Origin of the sequence: Streptomyces sp. BBFR51, assembly GCF_044591655.1 — a bacterium.
Classification (GTDB): domain Bacteria; phylum Actinomycetota; class Actinomycetes; order Streptomycetales; family Streptomycetaceae; genus Streptomyces.
The window spans coordinates 1,629,522-1,649,635 of record NZ_CP172448.1 but is presented as its reverse complement, the minus strand read 5'-3'; the positions used below and the strand labels follow the sequence as shown (position 1 = coordinate 1,649,635).

At 71.4% G+C, this 20,114-nt stretch carries 18 protein-coding genes; 17 read left to right on the top strand and 1 reads right to left on the bottom strand.

The window, feature by feature from the left end; translation table 11 throughout:
• Positions 1–49: 49 nt before the first annotated feature.
• The 3 genes from ACGH7X_RS07395 to nusB all read left to right on the top strand — a co-directional run bounded on the left by ACGH7X_RS07395 (position 50) and on the right by nusB (position 2,218).
• Positions 50–1,156: an aminopeptidase P family protein gene (locus ACGH7X_RS07395; RefSeq protein ID WP_399882814.1), complete on the top strand. Its 1,107-nt coding sequence runs from the start codon at positions 50–52 to the stop codon at positions 1,154–1,156.
• Between the two features lie 64 nt (positions 1,157–1,220).
• Positions 1,221–1,787, top strand: a complete 567-nt coding sequence (gene efp, locus ACGH7X_RS07390; protein ID WP_399882812.1) for an elongation factor P — start codon at positions 1,221–1,223, stop codon at positions 1,785–1,787.
• A 2-nt stretch (positions 1,788–1,789) separates the two neighbouring features.
• On the top strand, positions 1,790–2,218 hold the full coding sequence (gene nusB / locus ACGH7X_RS07385; protein ID WP_399882810.1) for a transcription antitermination factor NusB: 429 nt from the start codon (positions 1,790–1,792) through the stop codon (positions 2,216–2,218).
• Between the two features lie 227 nt (positions 2,219–2,445).
• Here nusB and bldD read toward each other — a convergent pair whose 3' ends face one another.
• On the bottom strand, positions 2,446–2,949 hold the full coding sequence (gene bldD, locus ACGH7X_RS07380; protein WP_003977337.1) for a transcriptional regulator BldD: 504 nt from the start codon (positions 2,947–2,949) through the stop codon (positions 2,446–2,448).
• A 297-nt stretch (positions 2,950–3,246) separates the two neighbouring features.
• Here bldD and pyrR point away from each other — a divergent pair, with 297 nt between their 5' ends.
• From pyrR to ACGH7X_RS07310, 14 genes are all read left to right on the top strand, one after another.
• Entirely contained in the window at positions 3,247–3,849 is a 603-nt protein-coding gene (gene pyrR, locus ACGH7X_RS07375) for a bifunctional pyr operon transcriptional regulator/uracil phosphoribosyltransferase PyrR (protein ID WP_399882808.1), read from the top strand.
• A 114-nt stretch (positions 3,850–3,963) separates the two neighbouring features.
• Complete coding sequence (locus ACGH7X_RS07370; RefSeq protein WP_399882806.1) at positions 3,964–4,944, top strand: aspartate carbamoyltransferase catalytic subunit; 981 nt, start codon at positions 3,964–3,966, stop codon at positions 4,942–4,944.
• A gap of 4 nt (positions 4,945–4,948) precedes the next feature.
• Positions 4,949–6,244, top strand: a complete 1,296-nt coding sequence (locus ACGH7X_RS07365; protein ID WP_399882804.1) for a dihydroorotase — start codon at positions 4,949–4,951, stop codon at positions 6,242–6,244.
• The gene (locus ACGH7X_RS07360; protein WP_399882802.1) at positions 6,241–6,816 is read left to right on the top strand and encodes a hypothetical protein; all 576 of its coding nucleotides are present in this window, start codon (positions 6,241–6,243) and stop codon (positions 6,814–6,816) included. The genes ACGH7X_RS07365 and ACGH7X_RS07360 overlap by 4 nt, the downstream gene beginning before the upstream one ends.
• A complete protein-coding gene (gene carA / locus ACGH7X_RS07355; RefSeq protein ID WP_399882800.1) occupies positions 6,813–7,970 on the top strand; it encodes a glutamine-hydrolyzing carbamoyl-phosphate synthase small subunit in 1,158 nt (385 codons plus the stop codon). The genes ACGH7X_RS07360 and carA overlap by 4 nt, the downstream gene beginning before the upstream one ends.
• Positions 7,963–11,271: a carbamoyl-phosphate synthase large subunit gene (gene carB, locus ACGH7X_RS07350; RefSeq protein WP_399882798.1), complete on the top strand. Its 3,309-nt coding sequence runs from the start codon at positions 7,963–7,965 to the stop codon at positions 11,269–11,271. Before carA ends, carB begins: the two co-directional genes overlap by 8 nt.
• Positions 11,272–11,460: 189 nt before the next feature.
• Positions 11,461–12,567, top strand: a complete 1,107-nt coding sequence (locus ACGH7X_RS07345; RefSeq protein ID WP_399882796.1) for a quinone-dependent dihydroorotate dehydrogenase — start codon at positions 11,461–11,463, stop codon at positions 12,565–12,567.
• A gap of 5 nt (positions 12,568–12,572) precedes the next feature.
• Positions 12,573–13,418 (top strand): orotidine-5'-phosphate decarboxylase, encoded by an 846-nt coding sequence (pyrF, locus tag ACGH7X_RS07340; protein WP_399882794.1) that lies wholly within the window; start codon positions 12,573–12,575, stop codon positions 13,416–13,418.
• 223 nt (positions 13,419–13,641) lie between these two features.
• Positions 13,642–13,965 (top strand): integration host factor, encoded by a 324-nt coding sequence (locus tag ACGH7X_RS07335; RefSeq protein WP_003977346.1) that lies wholly within the window; start codon positions 13,642–13,644, stop codon positions 13,963–13,965.
• Positions 13,966–14,002: 37 nt separating this feature from the next.
• Complete coding sequence (gene gmk / locus ACGH7X_RS07330) at positions 14,003–14,596, top strand: guanylate kinase (RefSeq protein WP_399882792.1); 594 nt, start codon at positions 14,003–14,005, stop codon at positions 14,594–14,596.
• A gap of 62 nt (positions 14,597–14,658) precedes the next feature.
• On the top strand, positions 14,659–14,931 hold the full coding sequence (gene rpoZ / locus ACGH7X_RS07325) for a DNA-directed RNA polymerase subunit omega (RefSeq protein WP_003977348.1): 273 nt from the start codon (positions 14,659–14,661) through the stop codon (positions 14,929–14,931).
• Between the two features lie 136 nt (positions 14,932–15,067).
• Complete coding sequence (coaBC, locus tag ACGH7X_RS07320) at positions 15,068–16,270, top strand: bifunctional phosphopantothenoylcysteine decarboxylase/phosphopantothenate--cysteine ligase CoaBC (protein ID WP_399882790.1); 1,203 nt, start codon at positions 15,068–15,070, stop codon at positions 16,268–16,270.
• A 276-nt stretch (positions 16,271–16,546) separates the two neighbouring features.
• Positions 16,547–17,770 carry a methionine adenosyltransferase gene (metK, locus tag ACGH7X_RS07315; RefSeq protein ID WP_399882788.1) on the top strand — a complete coding sequence of 408 codons (1,224 nt, stop codon included), beginning with the start codon at positions 16,547–16,549 and terminating at the stop codon, positions 17,768–17,770.
• 127 nt (positions 17,771–17,897) lie between these two features.
• Entirely contained in the window at positions 17,898–20,048 is a 2,151-nt protein-coding gene (locus tag ACGH7X_RS07310; protein ID WP_399882786.1) for a primosomal protein N', read from the top strand.
• The last annotated feature ends 66 nt before the right edge of the window (positions 20,049–20,114 follow it).

Below are 20,114 nucleotides of genomic sequence, written 5' to 3'. Positions count from 1 at the left end.
CGGCCTCTCCCAGGCGGCGCCCCCGCAGCGGAGCCCATACGCTCGGCTCATGTCAGAGGTCTACGCGGCCCGCCGGACGCGCCTACGGGAACGCTGCAACGCGGGCGGCAGCGCGGCGGCGCTCGTCTCCCGGCCCGCCAACGTGCGCTATCTCGCGGGCGCCGCCCCGCACGGCGCCGTGCTCCTGCTCGGCAAGACCGAGGACCTGCTGGTCTGCTCGGGCCCGCCGGACGACCGGCCGGCCGACGGACGGCCCGACGACTCGCTGCCGATGCGCGCGCTGCCCGGCCCCGGCGGGGATCCGGCCGTCGCGGCGTCCGGCTTCGCCGCGGACCAGGGCGCCGAGTCCCTCGCCACCGAGGACCACCACCTCACCGTGGTCCGGCACCGTGCCATGCGCTCGGTCGCGCCCCGGCTGCGCCTGACCGACCTGGGACAGGCGGTCGAGCAGCTCCGGGTGGTCAAGGACGAGGAGGAGATCTCCTGCCTGCGCATCGGCGCCGAGATCGCCGACCAGGCCCTCGGCGAACTCCTGGAGTCCATCCTGGTCGGCCGCACCGAACGGCATCTCGCCCTGGAGCTGGAACGCCGCCTCGTCGACCACGGAGCCGACGGCCCGGCCTTCCCCACCTCCGTCGGCACGGGCCCGAACTCCGGGCGCCGCGGCCACCGGCCCACCGACCGGCGCGTGGAGGAGGGCGACTTCCTCTCCGTCTGCCTGGGCGCCACGTACCGCGGATACCGTTGCGAGATCGGCCGTACGTTCGTCATCGGGACCTCGCCGGCCGACTGGCAGATCGAGCTGTACGACCTCGTCTTCTCCGCCCAGCGGGCCGGACGTGAGGCGCTCGCACCCGGCGCCGCCTGCCGTGATGTGGACCGCGCCGCCCGCCAGGCACTGGACTCTGCGGGGTACGCGGAGAACCTGCCGGCCCTCACCGGTCACGGTGTCGGACTCGAAATCGACGAGGACCCGCAGTTGGCCCCTGCGGCCATGGGTAAACTGGACGCTTGTGTGCCGGTCACCGTCGAACCGGGGGTCCACCTCCCGGGCCGGGGCGGGGTCCGGATCGATGACACGCTCGTCGTGCGCCCCGAGGCGGACGGCGGACCCGAGCTACTCACCATCACGACCAAGGAGCTGCTCGCGCTCTAGCTTCGCGCTGTGCGTACGCTCCCGGGTCGTCCACGTCAGTCCAGTCCCAGGAGATTCCGCAACCGTGGCTTCCACGAACGACCTCAAGAACGGCCTGGTGCTCAAGCTCGAAGGCGGCCAGCTCTGGTCCGTCGTCGAGTTCCAGCACGTCAAGCCCGGCAAGGGCCCCGCCTTCGTGCGCACCAAGCTCAAGAACGTGCTTTCCGGCAAGGTCGTCGACAAGACCTTCAACGCCGGCGTCAAGGTCGAGACGGCCACTGTCGACAAGCGCGACATGCAGTTCTCCTACATGGACGGCGAGTACTTCGTCTTCATGGACATGGAGACCTACGACCAGCTGATGGTCGACCGCAAGGCCGTCGGCGACGCCGCCAACTTCCTGATCGAGGGCTTCACCGCCACCGTCGCGCAGCACGAGGGCGAGGTGCTCTTCGTCGAGCTGCCGGCCGCCGTCGAGCTCGTCGTCAAGGAGACCGAGCCGGGCGTCCAGGGCGACCGCTCCACCGGTGGCAACAAGCCCGCCACGCTGGAGACCGGTCACCAGATCAGCGTCCCGCTCTTCATCACCACCGGTGAGAAGATCAAGGTCGACACCCGCTCCAGCGACTACCTCGGCCGGGTGAACAGCTAACCGTGGCTGCTCGCAACACGGCCCGCAAACGCGCCTTCCAGATCCTCTTCGAGGGCGATCAGCGCGGCGCCGACGTCCTGACGGTGCTCGCCGACTGGGTCCGGCACTCCCGGGCCGACACCCGGCAGCCGCCCGTGAGCGAGTACACGATGGAGCTGGTCGAGGGCTACGCGGCACGCGCCGAGCGCATCGACGAGCTGATCGCCCAGTACTCGGTCGGCTGGACGCTCGACCGGATGCCGGTCGTCGACCGCAACATCCTGCGCCTGGGCGCGTACGAGCTGGTCTGGGTCGACGAGACCCCGGACGCCGTCGTCCTGGACGAGATGGTGCAGCTGGCGAAGGAGTTCTCCACGGACGAGTCGCCCGCTTTCGTCAACGGCCTGCTCGGCCGGCTGAAGGACCTGAAGCCCTCGCTGCGCCGCGAGTAGCTCCGCGGGTTTTGCGGGGGACGCGGCGTCGTGGGGGTGCGGGGAGACCAGCGGCTGCGGGTTGTCTGTGGCTTGTCGCGCCCGCGCGGCGGTAGCCGCAGAGTTGACACAGCCCCCGCGCCCCTAGGGCGTTGAGGGCCACGACGTCATAAAGCCGCCGGGGTGGCCGGAACCGAATGAACGGTTTCGGCCACCCCGGCGGCACGTTTCTGCTGAGGCGGTGGGGCTCAGAGCTCGTCGTGGGACGCCACCGCGCGGCGCGCGTCCGCGTCCAGCACGCCCCAGCTGATCAGCTGCTCGGTGAGGACCGAGGGCGACTGGTCGTAGATGACGGCGAGGGTGCGCAGGTCGTCCTGGCGGATCGAGAGCACCTTGCCGTTGTAGTCGCCGCGCTGAGACTGGATCGTGGCCGCGTACCGCTGGAGCGGGCCCGCCTTCTCGGCCGGCACGGTGGCCAGCCGCTCCAGGTCCAGGACCAGCTTCGGCGGCGGCTCGGCGGCACCGCCAGGGGTGGTGCCCGGCAGCAGCTCCTGCACGGGAACGCCGTAGAAGTCCGCCAGCTCGGCGAGGCGCTGCACGGTCACGGCACGGTCGCCGCGCTCGTACGAGCCGACCACGACGGCCTTCCAGCGGCCCTGGGACTTCTCCTCGACACCGTGGAGGGAAAGGCCCTGCTGGGTGCGGATGGCCCGGAGCTTGGCCCCGAGCTGTTTGGCGTATTCGCTGGACATATGGCTCCCCGGACAAGGTGTCGACGCGGCAGGCTGTGTTGTCGGCCGCGCGGCTGGTAACTCACTGTGAGGTTACGCAGCGTTACTCTGCTGCGTCAAGCCGAATGGTCCGCACCGACTCTTCCGTGGTATCCGCCTTCCGTTACTCCGAGCGGGTGACACGGGTGGGGCAGAAGAGTGACGGGGGAGTGTCAGGGGGGCCGCGAGGGCGGATCTGTGAGCCTGCTACCGTAGGTGGCGCATATCCGACGTCCTTTAAGATCCGTCCCGTGAGGCGGAGAAGGAGGTCCGTTTCCCATGGACGCACCGCACGACCAGCACGACCAGCAGCAGAACGCCGCGCAGGACGCCCGGCCCGTTCTGGAAGGGCCCGACATCGCACGGGTCCTGACCCGCATCGCCCACGAGATCGTCGAACGCGCCAAGGGCGCCGACGACGTGGTGCTCCTCGGCATTCCGACCCGGGGCGTCTTCCTCGCCCGGCGGCTCGCCGACAAGCTGGAGCAGATCACCGAGCGCAAGATGCCCGTCGGCTCGCTCGACATCACCATGTACCGCGACGACCTGCGCATGCACCCGCCGCGTGCGCTGGCCCGCACCGAGATTCCCGGCGACGGCATCGACGGCCGGCTGGTCGTCCTCGTCGACGACGTGCTCTTCTCCGGCCGCACCATCCGCGCCGCCCTCGACGCGCTGAACGACATCGGCCGCCCGCGCGCGGTGCAGCTCGCCGTCCTCGTCGACCGCGGCCACCGCGAACTGCCCATCCGCGCCGACTACGTCGGCAAGAACCTCCCCACGTCGCTGCGGGAGACGGTCAAGGTCCAGCTCGCCGAGGAGGACGGTCGCGACACCGTGCTGCTCGGTGCCAAGCCGGCCGCCCCGGGCGCCCACCCTTAGCACCCCGCGTACGCGTCCAGCCGTGCCGTCCGCCCGCTCGGTGCGCCCACACGCACGCCCGGCCGCCCGAATTATCCCGCTCTTCCGCTTGAATCGCCTTACGGAGCCTGACAGATGCAGCGTCATCTCATCTCGGCCGCCGACCTCACCCGCGACGACGCCGTCCTGATCCTCGACACCGCCGAGGAGATGGCCCGGGTCGCGGACCGGCCGATCAAGAAACTGCCGACCCTGCGCGGCCGTACCGTCGTCAACCTCTTCTTCGAGGACTCCACCCGGACCCGGATCTCCTTCGAGGCCGCCGAGAAGCGCCTGTCCGCGGACGTCATCAACTTCACCGCCAAGGGCTCCAGCGTCTCCAAGGGCGAGTCCCTGAAGGACACCGCCCAGACGCTGGAGGCCATGGGCGTCGACGCCGTCGTCATCCGGCACAGCGCCTCCGGCGCCCCGTACCGGCTGGCCACCTCCGGCTGGATCGACGCGGCCGTGGTCAACGCGGGGGACGGCACCCACCAGCACCCCACCCAGGCCCTGCTCGACGCCTTCACGATGCGCCGCCGCCTGGTCGGCCGCGACGCCGGCCTCGGCAAGGACCTGGACGGACGCCGGATCACGCTCGTCGGCGACATCCTGCACAGCCGCGTCGCCCGCTCCAACGTCGACCTGCTGCACACCCTCGGCGCCGAGGTCACCCTGGTCGCCCCGCCCACCCTGCTGCCGGTCGGCGTCGAGACCTGGCCCTGCGAGGTCTCCTACGACCTCGACTCGACGCTTCCCAAGTCCGACGCGGTGATGCTGCTGCGCGTGCAGCGCGAGCGGATGAACGCCGCGTTCTTCCCGACCGAGCGCGAGTACTCCCGCCGCTACGGCCTCGACGGCGACCGCATGGCGAAGATGCCCGACCACGCCATCGTGATGCACCCAGGACCGATGGTCCGGGGCATGGAGATCACCGCCGAGGTCGCCGACTCCGACCGCTGCACGGTCGTCGAGCAGGTCACCAACGGCGTCTCCATCCGGATGGCCGTCCTGTACCTGCTGCTCGGCGGCAACGAACCCGCCGTCACCCACGCCCGCCCCACCGAGGAGAAGTAAGAGCATGAGCAAGATCCTGATCCGCGGTGCGAAGGTGCTCGGCGGCGAGCCCCAGGACGTGCTGATCGACGGCACCGTCATCGATGCGGTCGGCCGGAACCTGTCCGCCGAGGGCGCCGAGGTCGTCGAGGTCGTCGAGGCCGACGGCAAGGTGCTGCTGCCCGGCCTCGTCGACCTGCACACCCATCTGCGCGAGCCCGGCCGCGAGGACTCCGAGACCGTCCTCACCGGCACCCGCGCCGCGGCGAGCGGCGGCTACACCAACGTCTTCGCCATGGCCAACACCTTCCCCGTCGCCGACACCGCCGGCGTCGTCGAGCAGGTCTGGCGGCTCGGCCAGGAGTCCGGCTACTGCGACGTGCAGCCCATCGGCGCCGTCACCGTCGGCCTGGAGGGCGCCAAGCTCGCCGAGCTGGGCGCCATGCACGAGTCCGCGGCCGGTGTCACCGTCTTCTCCGACGACGGCAAGTGCGTCCACGACGCCGTGATCATGCGCCGCGCCCTGGAGTACGTGAAGGCCTTCGGCGGAGTCGTCGCCCAGCACGCCCAGGAGCCCCGGCTCACCGAGGGCGCCCAGATGAACGAGGGCGTCGTCTCCGCCGAGCTGGGCCTCGGCGGCTGGCCCGCCGTCGCCGAGGAGTCGGTCATCGCGCGGGACGTGCTGCTCGCCGAGCACGTCGGCTCCCGCGTCCACATCTGCCACCTGTCCACCGCCGGGTCCGTCGAGATCGTCCGCTGGGCCAAGTCCCGCGGCATCGACGTCACCGCCGAGGTCACCCCGCACCACCTGCTCCTCACCGACGAGCTGGTCCGGTCGTACAACCCGGTCTACAAGGTCAACCCGCCGCTGCGCACCGAACGTGACGTGCTGGCCCTGCGCGAGGCGCTCGCCGACGGCACCATCGACATCGTCGCCACCGACCACGCCCCGCACCCGCACGAGGACAAGGACTGCGAGTGGGCCGCCGCCGCCATGGGGATGGTGGGCCTGGAGACCGCGCTGTCGGTGGTGCAGGAGACCATGGTGGAAACGGGCCTGCTGGACTGGGCCGGCGTCGCCGACCGGATGTCCTCCAAGCCCGCGCAGATCGGACAGGCCACCGGACACGGCCGACCCGTCTCGGCCGGTGAGCCCGCCAACCTCACCCTCGTCGACACGGAATACCGTGGCCAGGTGGACCCCGCGGGCTTCGCCTCGCGCAGTCGCAACACCCCGTACGAGGGTCGTGAGCTGCCGGGCCGTGTGACGCACACGTGGCTGCGGGGCAAGGCCACGCTCGTCGACGGGAAGCTCACGTGACATCTGTAGCACCGGTAATCCTGCTGGCCGCCGAGAAGGAATCGGCGCAAGTGACCGACTGGGCCGCCCGCGTCGGCTGGGTCGTCGGCCTCGGCCTGTTCGTCGCGCTCGTGTACTGGCTGATGCGCGAGGGCTGGAAGTGGCGCGGCACGCTCCAGAGCGACCTGCCCGCCCTCCCCGGCGCGCCGGACGAGCCGGGCGCGGCGAAACTGGTCCTGAGCGGCCGCTACCACGGCTCCACCACCGCCGGTCAGTGGCTGGACCGCATCGTGGCGCACGGCCTGGGCACCCGCAGCCGGGTCGAGCTGACCCTCACGGACGCGGGACTGGACGTCGTACGCCCCGGCGCCGCCGACTTCTTCGTCCCCGTCACCGCGCTGCGCGAGGCCCGGCTCGACAAGGGCATCGCCGGCAAGGTCCTCACCGAGGGCGGCCTGCTGGTCGTCACCTGGGCCCACGGCGACAAGCTGATCGACTCCGGCTTCCGCTCCGACCACGCGGCCGAGCACAACGAGTGGGTCGAAACACTGAACGACATGATCAACAAGACGGAAACGGAAGGCGCACGATGACGACCTCCACCAGGGGAGTTGACAGGACTCCCGCCGTACTCGTCCTGGAGGACGGCCGGATCTTCCGCGGCCGTGCCTACGGGGCCGTGGGGGCCACCTTCGGCGAAGCCGTGTTCTCCACCGGCATGACCGGCTACCAGGAGACCCTCACCGACCCGTCGTACCACCGCCAGGTCGTCGTCATGACCGCCCCGCACATCGGCAACACGGGCGTCAACGACGAGGACATGGAGTCCAAGAAGATCTGGGTCTCCGGCTACGTCGTGCGCGACCCCGCGCGCGTGCCCTCCAACTGGCGCTCCACGCGCTCGCTGGACCAGGAGCTGGCCGCCCAGGGCGTCGTCGGCATCAGCGGCATCGACACCCGCGCCCTCACCCGCCACCTGCGCGAGCGCGGGGCCATGCGCGTCGGCATCTTCTCCGGCCAGGCGCTGCCCGACGAGGGCACCATGCTCGCCGAGGTCCGCCAGGCCCCCGAGATGAGCGGCGCCGACCTGTCCGCCGAGGTCGCCACCACCGAGGCGTACGTCGTCCCGGCCATCGGTGAGAAGAAGTACACCGTCGCCGCCGTCGACCTCGGCATCAAGGGCATGACCCCGCACCGCATGGCCGAGCGCGGCATCGAGGTGCACGTCCTGCCCGCCACGGCCACCGTCGACGACGTCTACGCCGTCAACCCGGACGGCGTGTTCTTCTCCAACGGCCCCGGCGACCCCTCCACCGCCGACCACGCGGTCTCCGTGATGCAAGGCGTCCTGGAGCGCGGCACCCCGCTGTTCGGCATCTGCTTCGGCAACCAGATCCTGGGCCGCGCCCTCGGCTTCGGCACCTTCAAGCTGAAGTACGGCCACCGCGGCATCAACCAGCCGGTGCAGGACCGTATGACCGGCAAGGTCGAGGTCACCGCGCACAACCACGGCTTCGCTGTGGACGCCCCGCTCGACAAGGTCTCCGAGACCCCCTACGGCCGCGCCGAGGTCTCCCACGTCTGCCTCAACGACAACGTGGTGGAGGGGCTCCAGCTCCTCGACCGGCCGGCCTTCAGTGTCCAGTACCACCCCGAAGCGGCAGCCGGCCCGCACGACGCCGCCTACCTGTTCGACCGCTTCACGTCTTTGATGAGCACAGCTCCGATGGAGGGCCAGCGTGCCTAAGCGCACCGATATCCAGTCCGTCCTGGTCATCGGCTCCGGCCCGATCGTCATCGGCCAGGCCGCCGAGTTCGACTACTCCGGCACCCAGGCGTGCCGCGTGCTCAAGGCCGAGGGCCTGCGCGTCGTCCTGGTGAACTCCAACCCGGCGACGATCATGACCGACCCGGAGATCGCCGACGCCACCTACGTCGAGCCGATCACCCCCGAGTTCGTCGAGAAGATCATCGCCAAGGAGCGGCCCGACGCGCTGCTGCCGACGCTCGGCGGCCAGACCGCCCTCAACACCGCGATCTCCATGCACGACCAGGGTGTGCTGGAGAAGTACGGTGTCGAGCTGATCGGCGCCAATGTCGAGGCGATCAACAAGGGCGAGGACCGCGACCTCTTCAAGGACGTCGTCGAGGAGGTCCGCAAGAAGATCGGCCACGGCGAGTCGGCCCGCTCCTACATCTGCCACTCCATGGACGACGTCCTGGGGGGCGTCGAGGCGCTCGGCGGCTACCCGGTCGTCGTCCGCCCCTCCTTCACCATGGGCGGTGCCGGCTCCGGCTTCGCCCACGACGAGGAGGAGCTGCGCCGCATCGCCGGGCAGGGCCTCACCCTCTCGCCGACCACCGAGGTGCTCCTGGAGGAGTCCATCCTCGGCTGGAAGGAGTACGAGCTGGAGCTGATGCGCGACAAGCACGACAACGTCGTGGTCGTCTGCTCCATCGAGAACTTCGACCCCATGGGCGTGCACACCGGCGACTCGATCACCGTCGCGCCCGCGATGACCCTGACCGACCGCGAGTACCAGGTGCTGCGCGACGTCGGCATCGCGATCATCCGCGAGGTCGGCGTCGACACCGGCGGCTGCAACATCCAGTTCGCGGTGAACCCCGAGGACGGCCGGGTCATCGTCATCGAGATGAACCCGCGCGTGTCGCGCTCCTCGGCGCTCGCCTCCAAGGCGACCGGTTTCCCGATCGCCAAGATCGCCGCCAAGCTGGCCGTCGGCTACACGCTGGACGAGATCCCCAACGACATCACCCAGGAGACCCCGGCCTCCTTCGAGCCGACGCTCGACTACGTGGTCGTCAAGGCCCCGCGGTTCGCCTTCGAAAAGTTCCCGAGCGCGGACTCGACGCTGACCACCACCATGAAGTCGGTCGGCGAGGCCATGGCCATCGGCCGCAACTTCACCGAGGCCTTCCAGAAGGCGCTGCGCTCGCTGGAGAAGAAGGGCAGCCAGTTCACCTTCGTCGGCGAGCCCGGCGACAAGCTGGAGCTGCTGCGGGAGGCCGTCCGGCCCACCGACGGCCGTATCAACGCCGTCATGCAGGCCATCCGCGCGGGCGCCACCGCCGAGGAGGTCTTCGAGTACACGAAGATCGACCCCTGGTTCGTCGACCAGCTCTTCCTGATCAAGGAGATCGCCGACGAACTGGCCGCCGCCCCCGAGCTGACCGCCGACCTGCTCGCCGAGGCCAAGCGGCACGGCTTCTCCGACCAGCAGCTCGGTGAGATCCGCGGCCTGCGCGAGGACGTCGTCCGCGAGGTCCGCCACGCGCTCGGCATCCGCCCGGTCTACAAGACGGTCGACACCTGCGCCGCCGAGTTCGCCGCGAAGACGCCGTACTTCTACTCCTCCTACGACGAGGAGACGGAGGTCGCGCGGCGCGAGAAGCCCGCCGTGATCATCCTGGGCTCGGGCCCGAACCGCATCGGCCAGGGCATCGAGTTCGACTACTCCTGCGTCCACGCCTCCTTCGCGCTGAGCGACGCCGGGTACGAGACCGTGATGGTCAACTGCAACCCGGAGACCGTCTCCACCGACTACGACACCTCCGACCGGCTGTACTTCGAGCCGCTCACCCTGGAGGACGTCCTGGAGATCGTCCACGCGGAGCAGCAGGCGGGCCCGATCGCGGGCGTCATCGTGCAGCTCGGCGGCCAGACCCCGCTGGGCCTGGCCCAGGCGCTCAAGGACAACGGCGTGCCGGTCGTCGGCACCTCGCCCGAGGCCATCCACGCCGCCGAGGACCGCGGCGCCTTCGGACGCGTGCTGGCCCAGGCCGGGCTGCCGGCCCCCAAGCACGGCACCGCCACCACCTTCGCCGAGGCCAAGGCCATCGCCGACGAGATCGGCTACCCGGTGCTCGTGCGGCCCTCCTACGTCCTCGGCGGGCGCGGCATGGAGATCGTCTACGACGAGACCCGGCTGGAGGCGTACATCGCCGAGTCGACCGAGATCAGCCCGTCCCGTCCGGTCCTGGTGGACCGCTTCCTGGACGACGCGATCGAGATCGACGTGGACGCCCTGTACGACGGCGAGGAGCTGTACCTCGGCGGCGTCATGGAGCACATCGAGGAGGCCGGCATCCACTCCGGCGACTCGGCGTGCGCGCTGCCCCCGATCACCCTCGGCGGCTTCGACATCAAGCGGCTGCGCGCCTCCACCGAGGGCATCGCCAAGGGTGTCGGCGTGCGCGGTCTGATCAACATCCAGTTCGCGCTGGCCGGGGACATCCTCTACGTCCTGGAGGCCAACCCGCGCGCCTCCCGCACCGTCCCCTTCACCTCGAAGGCGACCGCCGTGCCGCTGGCCAAGGCCGCCGCCCGCATCTCGCTGGGCGCGACCGTCGCCGAGCTGCGCGCCGAGGGACTGCTTCCGGCGCAGGGCGACGGCGGCGAGCTGCCGCTGGACGCGCCCATCTCCGTCAAGGAGGCCGTGATGCCGTGGTCCCGCTTCCGGGACATCCACGGCCGCGGCGTCGACACGGTCCTCGGCCCGGAGATGCGCTCCACCGGCGAGGTCATGGGCATCGACTCGGTCTTCGGCACGGCGTACGCCAAGTCGCAGGCCGGCGCCTACGGCCCGCTGCCGACCAAGGGACGGGCCTTCATCTCGGTCGCCAACCGGGACAAGCGCTCGATGATCTTCCCGGCCCGCGAGCTGGTCGCCCACGGCTTCGAACTGCTCGCCACCTCCGGCACCGCCGAGGTCCTCAAGCGCAACGGCATCAACGCCACCGTCGTGCGCAAGCAGTCCGAGGGCACGGGGCCGAACGGCGAGAAGACCATCGTCCAGCTCATCCACGACGGAGGCGTCGACCTCATCGTCAACACCCCGTACGGCACCGGCGGCCGCCTCGACGGCTACGACATCCGTACGGCGGCCGTGGCCCGCTCCGTACCGTGCCTCACGACGGTCCAGGCGCTGGCGGCGGCGGTCCAGGGCATCGACGCCCTCAACCACGGCGACGTGGGAGTGCGCTCGCTCCAGGAACACGCCGAGTTCCTGATCGCGGCCCGCGACTAGGGGGTGTCGTTTGGATCAGGTCGGCTCCAGCCAACGTTGCGTTGTTGCCGACCCGAGCCCCGCGACCCCGGCATGATCCAAACGACACCCCCAGCAGCCCCGAGGGGGACACCGGAAACGGTGTCCCCCTCTTCACGAGCCCAGCTCTTCATGAGCCCCCAGAGCGCCACAGAGGCTTCCCGAGGACACATGTACAAGATCTTCTTCAAGCTCGCCTTCTCCCGCACGGACCCGGAGCAGGCCCACCACCTGGCCTTCCGCTGGATCCGCCTGGCCGCCCGCGTCCCCGTGCTGCGCACCTTCGTCGCCGCCGCGCTGGCGCCCCGCCACAAGGAGCTGCGCACCGAGGCCCTGGGCCTGCGCATGCACGGGCCCTTCGGGCTCGCCGCGGGCTTCGACAAGAACGCGGTCGCCGTCGACGGCATGGCGATGCTCGGCTTCGACCACGTCGAGATCGGCACCGTGACGGGCGAGCCGCAGCCCGGCAACCCCAAGAAGCGGCTGTTCCGGCTGGTGGGCGACCGGGCGCTGATCAACCGCATGGGCTTCAACAACGACGGCTCGCTGGCCGTCGCCGCCCGCCTGGCCTCCCGTACGCCCGTCTTCAGGACCGTCGTCGGCGTCAACATCGGCAAGACGAAGGTCGTCCCGGAGGAGGAGGCCGCCGGCGACTACGTGAAGTCCGCCGAACGGCTGGCCCCGCACGCCGACTATCTGGTCGTCAACGTCTCCTCCCCGAACACGCCCGGTCTGCGCAACCTCCAGGCGACCGAGGCGCTGCGCCCGCTCCTGAGCGCCGTGCGCGAGGCAGCCGACCGCGCGGTGACCGCACGACGCGTCCCCCTGCTGGTCAAGATCGCGCCCGACCTCGCCGACGAGGACGTGGACGCGGTCGCCGACCTGGCCGTCGAGCTGGGCCTGGACGGGATCATCGCCACCAACACCACCATCGCGCGCGAGGGGCTCGGCCTGACCTCCTCGCCCGTTCTCGTCCGGGAGACCGGCGGCCTGTCCGGCGCCCCCCTCAAGCAGCGCTCCCTGGAGGTGCTGCGCCGCCTGTACGCGCGCGTGGGCGACCGGATCACCCTGGTGGGCGTCGGCGGCGTCGAGAGCGCCGAGGACGCCTGGGAGCGCATCCTGGCCGGCGCCACGCTGGTCCAGGGCTACAGCGCGTTCATCTACGAGGGGCCGTTCTACGCCCGCGACGTCCACAAGGGACTCGCCGCACGCCTGCGGCAGAGCCCGTACGCCACCCTCGCCGACGCGGTCGGCGCCGACGTGAGAAAGCCACGGTGACCGGCATGACGGTACTCGAACCCTTCGGCGCCCGACTGCGCCGCGCGATGGACGAACGCGGCCCCCTGTGCGTCGGCATCGACCCGCACGCCTCCCTGCTCGCGGAGTGGGGGCTCAACGACGACGTGGCCGGTCTGGAGCGCTTCAGCCGCACCGTCGTCGAGGCGATGGCCGACCGGGTCGCCGTGCTCAAGCCGCAGAGCGCCTTCTTCGAGCGGTTCGGCTCGCGCGGTGTCGCCGTCCTGGAGAAGGCCGTCGAGGAGGCGCGGGCGGCCGGCGCGCTGGTCGTCATGGACGCCAAGCGCGGCGACATCGGCTCGACCATGGCCGCGTACGCCGAGTCCTTCCTGCGCAAGGGCGCCCCGCTGTTCTCGGACGCGCTGACGGTCTCGCCGTACCTCGGCTACGGCTCCCTGAAGCCGGCCGTCGACATGGCCCGCGAGAGCGGCGCGGGGCTGTTCGTGCTGGCGCTGACCTCCAACCCGGAGGGCGGCGAGGTCCAGCACGCGGTCCGGGCCGACGGGCGGAGCGTCGGGGCCACCATGCTGGCCCACCTGGCCGCCGAGAACGCGGGGGAGGAGCCCCTCGGGTCCTTCGGGGCGGTCGTCGGTGCCACCCTCGGCGACCTGTCGTCGTACGACCTGGGGATCAACGGGCCGCTCCTCGCGCCGGGCATCGGCGCGCAGGGAGCCACCCCCGCGGATCTGCCGCGGGTCTTCGGCGCCGCGGTGCGCGACGTCGTTCCCAACGTCAGCCGGGGTGTCCTTCGTCACGGTCCCGATGTGGTCGCGTTGCGGACGGCCGCGGACCGTTTCGCGGAGGAGGTCCGGACCGCGGTCACGGCGTCCTGACCCTGGATACATCCTCAAATCAGAGGCAATATGTCCTAAATGTCCGGCCTGGCGGAGGCTGACCAGGACTTTTCCGCTGTTCTCGCTGACTCTGGCGGACTTGACCGCTAGTCTCCGTCGAGAGTCAACGGGCAAGCGTGTTGCTCGTGGCTCACCAGGTGTGGGGCGACTAGGTTCCTCACCGGTCCGTATCCGACAGTTCGACATCCGAGGTGACGTAGGCGTGGCTCTTCCGCCCCTTACCCCTGAACAGCGCGCAGCCGCGCTCGAAAAGGCCGCCGCGGCTCGCCGGGAGCGGGCCGAGGTCAAGAATCGACTCAAGCACTCCGGCGCCTCCCTCCACGAGGTCATCAAGCAGGGTCAGGAGAACGACGTCATCGGCAAGATGAAGGTCTCCGCCCTCCTCGAGTCCCTGCCGGGCGTGGGCAAAGTCCGCGCCAAGCAGATCATGGAGCGACTGGGCATCTCCGAGAGCCGCCGCGTGCGCGGTCTCGGGTCCAACCAGATCGCGTCCCTGGAGCGCGAGTTCGGCAGCACCGGCAGCTGAGTCCGGACCACTCCGGGATTGCTGGAATAATCGCTGCATGGCTGCAACACCCCGGGGGACGTCCCCCGTACCCCCGGACGCACGTCCGCGGCTGACCGTGCTCTCCGGCCCCTCCGGGGTCGGCAAGAGCACGGTCGTCGCCCATATGCGCAAGGAACACCCCGAGGTATGGCTGTCGGTCTCGGCGACGACCCGCAGGCCCCGCCCGGGCGAGCAGCACGGTGTCCACTACTTCTTCGTCACCGACGAGGAGATGGACAAGCTGATCGCCAACGGCGAGCTGCTGGAATGGGCCGAGTTCGCCGGCAACCGCTACGGCACGCCGCGTACGGCCGTGCTGGAGCGCCTGGAGGCCGGTGAGCCGGTGCTCCTGGAGATCGACCTCCAGGGTGCGCGGCAGGTCCGCGAGTCCATGCCCGAGGCCCGGCTGGTGTTCCTCGCCCCGCCCTCCTGGGAGGAGCTGGTGCGCCGGCTCACCGGCCGGGGCACCGAACCGCCGGAGGTGATCGAGCGCCGCCTCGTCGCGGCCAGGGTCGAGCTGGCGGCCGAGTCGGAGTTCGACCAGACCCTGGTGAACACCTCCGTCGAGGACGTGGCGCGCGAGCTGCTAGCCTTGACGAACGTCGTGTGATCGCCACTGCTCATCCTGTGGTCGTCCCGACTTAATCTTTCCCATCCATCGGAAGGTAGAGCGTGTCCTCTTCCATCTCCGCGCCCGAGGGCATCATCAACCCGCCGATCGACGAGCTCCTCGAGGCCACGGACTCGAAGTACAGCCTCGTGATCTACGCGGCCAAGCGGGCCCGCCAGATCAACGCGTACTACTCGCAGCTCGGTGAGGGCCTCCTCGAGTACGTCGGTCCGCTCGTCGACACCCACGTCCACGAGAAGCCGCTCTCGATCGCCCTGCGCGAGATCAACGCGGGGCTGCTGACCTCCGAGGCCATCGAGGGTCCGGCGCAGTAACACCGGCGGTATCGGCGGTAATATCTTCAGCCTTGTGCTGACTTTTCCACAGGCCCGGCAGTCCGACTGCCGGGCCTGTGGTGTGTGATGGGTCGTACGCGCTGTCCGAGCGCGCTATCCGAGCCGGGGAGAGACGGTGGACAAGCCCAAGGTCGTTCTGGGGGTCAGCGGCGGCATCGCCGCGTACAAGGCCTGTGAGCTGCTGCGCAGACTCACCGAGTCCGGCCACGAGGTCCGGGTCGTCCCCACCGCCTCCGCGCTGCACTTCGTCGGCGCCGCCACCTGGTCCGCCCTGTCCGGAAACCCCGTGTCGACCGAGGTGTGGGACGACGTCCACGAGGTCCCGCACGTGCGCATCGGCCAGCACGCCGACCTGGTGGTCGTCGCCCCGGCCACCGCCGACATGCTCGCCAAGGCGGCCCACGGACTGGCCGACGACCTCCTCACCAACACGCTGCTCACGGCCCGCTGCCCGGTCGTCTTCGCCCCGGCCATGCACACCGAGATGTGGGAGCACCCGGCCACCCAGGAGAACGTGGCGACACTGCGCCGCCGCGGTGCCGTCGTCATCGAGCCCGCCGTCGGCCGCCTCACCGGCGTCGACACCGGCAAGGGCCGGCTGCCCGACCCCGGCGAGATCTTCGAGGTCTGCCGCCGGGTGCTCGCCCGCGGAGTACGGGAGCCCGACCTCGCCGGCCGCCATGTCGTCGTGAGCGCCGGCGGCACCAGGGAGCCCCTGGATCCGGTCCGCTTCCTCGGCAACCGCTCCTCCGGCAAGCAGGGCTACGCCCTCGCCCGCACCGCCGCCGCTCGCGGCGCCCGCGTCACACTGGTCGCGGCGAACGCGTCGCTGCCCGACCCGGCCGGCGTGGACGTGGTGCCGGTGGGCACGGCGGTGGAGCTGCGCGAGGCGATGCTGCGGGCCGTGGCGGACGCCGACGCCGTCGTCATGGCCGCGGCGGTGGCCGACTTCCGACCGGCGGCGTACGCCACCGGGAAGATCAAGAAGAAGGACGACCAGGAACCCGCGCCGATCACCCTGGTGCGCAACCCGGACATCCTCGCGGAGATCTCCGGGACCCGGGCCCGCTCGGGGCAGGTGATCGTCGGCTTCGCCGCCGAGACCGACGACGTCCTGGCCAACGGCCGGGCCAAGCTGAAGCGCAAGGGCTGCGACCTCCTCGTGGTGAACGAGGTGGGGGAGCGCAAGACCTTCGGCTCGGAGGAGAACGAGGCGGTGGTCCTGGGCGCCGACGGCAGCGAGACATCGGTGGCCCACGGCCCGAAGGAAGCCCTGGCCGAAACGGTGTGGGACCTCGTGGCGGAGCGGCTCGGCTGAATGACTCATTCACTCCACGCTCCTCGCGAACCCCGCGCATTCGAGCGTGGCGACCCTGGCCAAGGGCACCTCGTTCTGGGCAGAATGCCCGTGCTGCAGGTCACAGCCCTCCCAGGAGCTGGTGGGGGTCCCCCCGCTCGAGCGCAGCCGAGAGCGGGGGAGGGTGGGCCCGTGGCGGAGTGCGACCGATAAACTGTTCTCGGACGTCGCCGGGTGCAGCTCCCCGTGCCGTCCACCAATGATCAGCCAGCAGCCGCTGCAACCCCAGGGAGCGTTGTGTCCCGTCGCCTGTTCACCTCGGAGTCCGTGACCGAAGGTCACCCCGACAAGATCGCTGACCAGATCAGCGACACCATTCTCGACGCGCTTCTGCGTGCGGACCCGACCTCCCGGGTCGCCGTCGAAACCCTGATCACCACCGGTCTGGTGCACGTCGCCGGAGAGGTGACGACCAAGGCCTACGCGGACATCGCCAACCTCGTCCGCGGCAAGATCCTGGAGATCGGTTACGACTCCTCGAAGAAGGGCTTCGACGGCGCGTCCTGCGGCGTCTCGGTCTCGATCGGTGCCCAGTCCCCGGACATCGCGCAGGGCGTCGACACGGCCTACGAGAGCCGGGTCGGGGGTGCCGCCGCAGGCGACGACACCGACGAGCTGGACCGGCAGGGCGCCGGTGACCAGGGCCTGATGTTCGGTTACGCGTCCGACGAGACGCCGACGCTGATGCCGCTGCCGGTCTTCCTGGCCCACCGCCTGTCCAAGCGCCTGTCCGAGGTCCGCAAGAACGGCACGATCCCCTACCTGCGCCCGGACGGAAAGACGCAGGTCACCATCGAGTACGACGGCGACAAGGCCGTCCGTCTCGATACGGTCGTCGTCTCCTCCCAGCACGCGAGCGACATCGACCTCGAGTCGCTGCTGGCGCCCGACATCAAGGAGTTCGTCGTCGAGCCGGAGCTGAAGGCACTCCTCGACGACGGCATCAAGCTCGACACGGAGAACTACCGTCTCCTGGTCAACCCCACCGGCCGCTTCGAGATCGGCGGCCCGATGGGCGACGCCGGTCTGACCGGCCGCAAGATCATCATCGACACCTACGGCGGCATGGCCCGCCACGGCGGCGGCGCCTTCTCCGGCAAGGACCCGTCCAAGGTCGACCGCTCCGCCGCCTACGCGATGCGCTGGGTCGCCAAGAACGTCGTCGCCGCGGGCCTCGCCGCCCGTTGCGAGGTCCAGGTGGCCTACGCCATCGGCAAGGCCGAGCCGGTCGGCCTGTTCGTGGAGACCTTCGGCACCGCCAAGATCGACACGGAGAAGATCGAGAAGGCGATCGACGAGGTCTTCGACCTCCGCCCGGCCGCCATCATCCGCGACCTCGACCTGCTCCGCCCGATCTACGCCCAGACCGCGGCCTACGGCCACTTCGGCCGTGAGCTGCCCGACTTCACGTGGGAGCGCACCGACCGCGTGGACGCGCTGCGGCAGGCCGCGGGGCTGTAAGACACCCCCGGCCGAAGCCACGTACGAGGCCCGGTGCCCCCGAAGGGGCGCCGGGCCTCGGCGCGTCCGGCGCCCGATCCGAAATCCGCTCGCGGGGGTTGTCAGTGGTCTTTGCGAGAATGCAGGCGTGAGCAGCGAGAACGGACCGGCGGACGGCGGCGCGCAGGACGCGCCGCCCGAGCAGCTCGCGCTCATCCGGGAGAGCGTGCGCAAGGCGAAGACCCCGCGGGCCAAACCGCGCACCTGGCGCGGAGCCGCGCTCGCCAGGGAACTGCCCGTCGCCCGGGTGCTGGTCGACAAGGGCGTACTCCACCTCGACCGGTACTTCGACTACGCCGTGCCCGAGGATCTCGACGCCGACGCCCAGCCCGGCGTGCGGGTGCGGGTGCGGTTCGGGGCCGGCCGCAACCGGGTGCGGGACGGGCGCCGCGAGGGCGGGGGACTCGTCGACGGGTTCCTGATCGAGCGGCTCGCCGAGTCCGACTACTCCGGGCCCCTGGCCGCGCTGGCCCAGGTCGTCTCGCCCGAGCGGATCCTCGACGAGGAGCTGCTGGGACTCGCCCGGGCGGTCGCCGACCGGTACGCGGGCAGCCTCGCCGACGTACTCCAGCTCGCCGTACCGCCGCGCAACGCGCGCGCCGAGAAGCGGACGTCACCGGACCCGCTGCCCCCGCCGCCGGTGCCCGAGCCGGGTACCTGGGCGCGGTACGAGCAGGGGCCCGCGTTCGTGGCGGCCCTCGCCTCGGGCGGTGCGCCGCGCGCGGTGTGGAACGCGTTGCCCGGACCGCGGTGGAGCGAGGAGCTGGCGCGGGCGGTGGCGGCGACGCTGGCCTCCGGCCGGGGCGCGCTCGTCGTCCTGCCCGACGGCAGGGCGGTCGCCCGCGCCGACGCCGCGCTGACGGCCCTGCTGGGCGAGGGACGGCACGCGGTGCTCACCGCCGACGCCGGACCCGAGAAGCGGTACGCGCAGTGGCTCGCGGTGCGCCGAGGGGCCGTACGGGCCGTCGTCGGGACCCGGGCCGCCATGTTCGCGCCGGTGCGGGACCTCGGCCTGGTCGCCCTGTGGGACGACGGCGACGACAGCCACAGCGAGCCGCACGCCCCGCAGCCACACGCGCGCGAGGTGCTGCTGCTGCGTGCCGCCCAGGACGGGTGCGCCTTCCTGCTGGGCGGCTGGAGCTGCACCGTGGAGGCCGCGCAGCTGGTGGAGACCGGCTGGGCCCGGCCGCTGGTCGCCGGCCGGGAGCAGGTGCGGGCCGCCGCCCCGCTGGTCCGGACCGTGGGGGACCAGGACCTGGCCCGGGACGAGGCCGCCCGCGCCGCCCGGCTGCCGACCCTCGCCTGGCAGGCCGTCAGGGACGGACTGCGGCTCGGACCGGTGCTCGTACAGGTGCCCCGGCGCGGCTACGTACCGCGGATGGCGTGCGCGGCGTGCCGTACGCCCGCGCGGTGCCGGCACTGCTCGGGTCCGCTGGAGGGGCAGGAGTCCGGGTCCGCGCTGCGCTGCGGTTGGTGCGGACGCGAGGAGGGCTCCTGGCACTGCCCGGAGTGCGGCGCCTTCCGGCTGCGCGCGCAGGTCGTGGGCGCCCGGCGCACCGCGGAGGAGCTGGGGCGTGCCTTCCCCGCCGTGCCGGTGCGCACCTCCGGGCGCGAGCATGTGCTGGACACCGTGTCCGAGGCCCCGGCGCTGGTCGTGAGCACCCCGGGGGCCGAACCCGTCGCCGAGGGCGGCTACGCGGCGGCCCTGCTGCTCGACGGCTGGGCGATGCTCGGGCGGCCCGACCTGCGTGCGGGCGAGGACGCGCTGCGGCGCTGGCTGGCCGCGGCAGCCCTGGTGCGCCCGCAGGGCGCCGGGGGCACCGTCGTCGCGGTCGCCGAGCCGACCCTGCGGCCGGTGCAGGCGCTGGTGCGCTGGGACCCCGTCGGCCACGCCGTGCGGGAGCTGGCCGAACGGGCCGAGCTGGGCTTTCCGCCGGTGTCGCGGATGGCGGCCGTGGCGGGGCCGCCGGAGGCGGTGGCCGACTTCCTCGGTGCCGTCGAACTGCCGCGGGAGGCTGAGGTACTCGGCCCGGTGCCCCTGCCGGTCACGCCGGCGGGGCGGCCGCGGCGGGCGGGGGCGCCGCCGCCCGGGGAGCACTGGGAGCGGGCGCTCATCCGGGTGCCGCCGGGGCGCGGAGCGGCGCTGGCCGGTGCGCTGAAGGCCGCTCGGGCGGCGCGGACGGTGCGGGGGAGCGACGCGGCGGTGTGGGTGCGCATCGATCCGCCCGACATCGGGTGAGAGGGCGGACGCGCCGCGGCCCTCCGCCTTCCCGGGGGGAGCCGGGTGGGCGGAGGGCCGTCGTGT

Excerpts from the sequence above, each read along its gene's own strand:
- ACGH7X_RS07395 (WP_399882814.1), top strand. The coding sequence starts at position 50 with ATGTCAGAGGTCTACGCGGCCCGCCGGACGCGCCTACGGGAACGCTGC.
- bldD (WP_003977337.1), bottom strand. The coding sequence starts at position 2,949 with ATGTCCAGCGAATACGCCAAACAGCTCGGGGCCAAGCTCCGGGCCATC.
- pyrR (WP_399882808.1), top strand. The coding sequence starts at position 3,247 with ATGGACGCACCGCACGACCAGCACGACCAGCAGCAGAACGCCGCGCAG.
- ACGH7X_RS07370 (WP_399882806.1), top strand. The coding sequence starts at position 3,964 with ATGCAGCGTCATCTCATCTCGGCCGCCGACCTCACCCGCGACGACGCC.
- ACGH7X_RS07365 (WP_399882804.1), top strand. The coding sequence starts at position 4,949 with ATGAGCAAGATCCTGATCCGCGGTGCGAAGGTGCTCGGCGGCGAGCCC.
- carA (WP_399882800.1), top strand. The coding sequence starts at position 6,813 with ATGACGACCTCCACCAGGGGAGTTGACAGGACTCCCGCCGTACTCGTC.
- ACGH7X_RS07345 (WP_399882796.1), top strand. The coding sequence starts at position 11,461 with ATGTACAAGATCTTCTTCAAGCTCGCCTTCTCCCGCACGGACCCGGAG.
- pyrF (WP_399882794.1), top strand. The coding sequence starts at position 12,573 with ATGACGGTACTCGAACCCTTCGGCGCCCGACTGCGCCGCGCGATGGAC.
- gmk (WP_399882792.1), top strand. The coding sequence starts at position 14,003 with ATGGCTGCAACACCCCGGGGGACGTCCCCCGTACCCCCGGACGCACGT.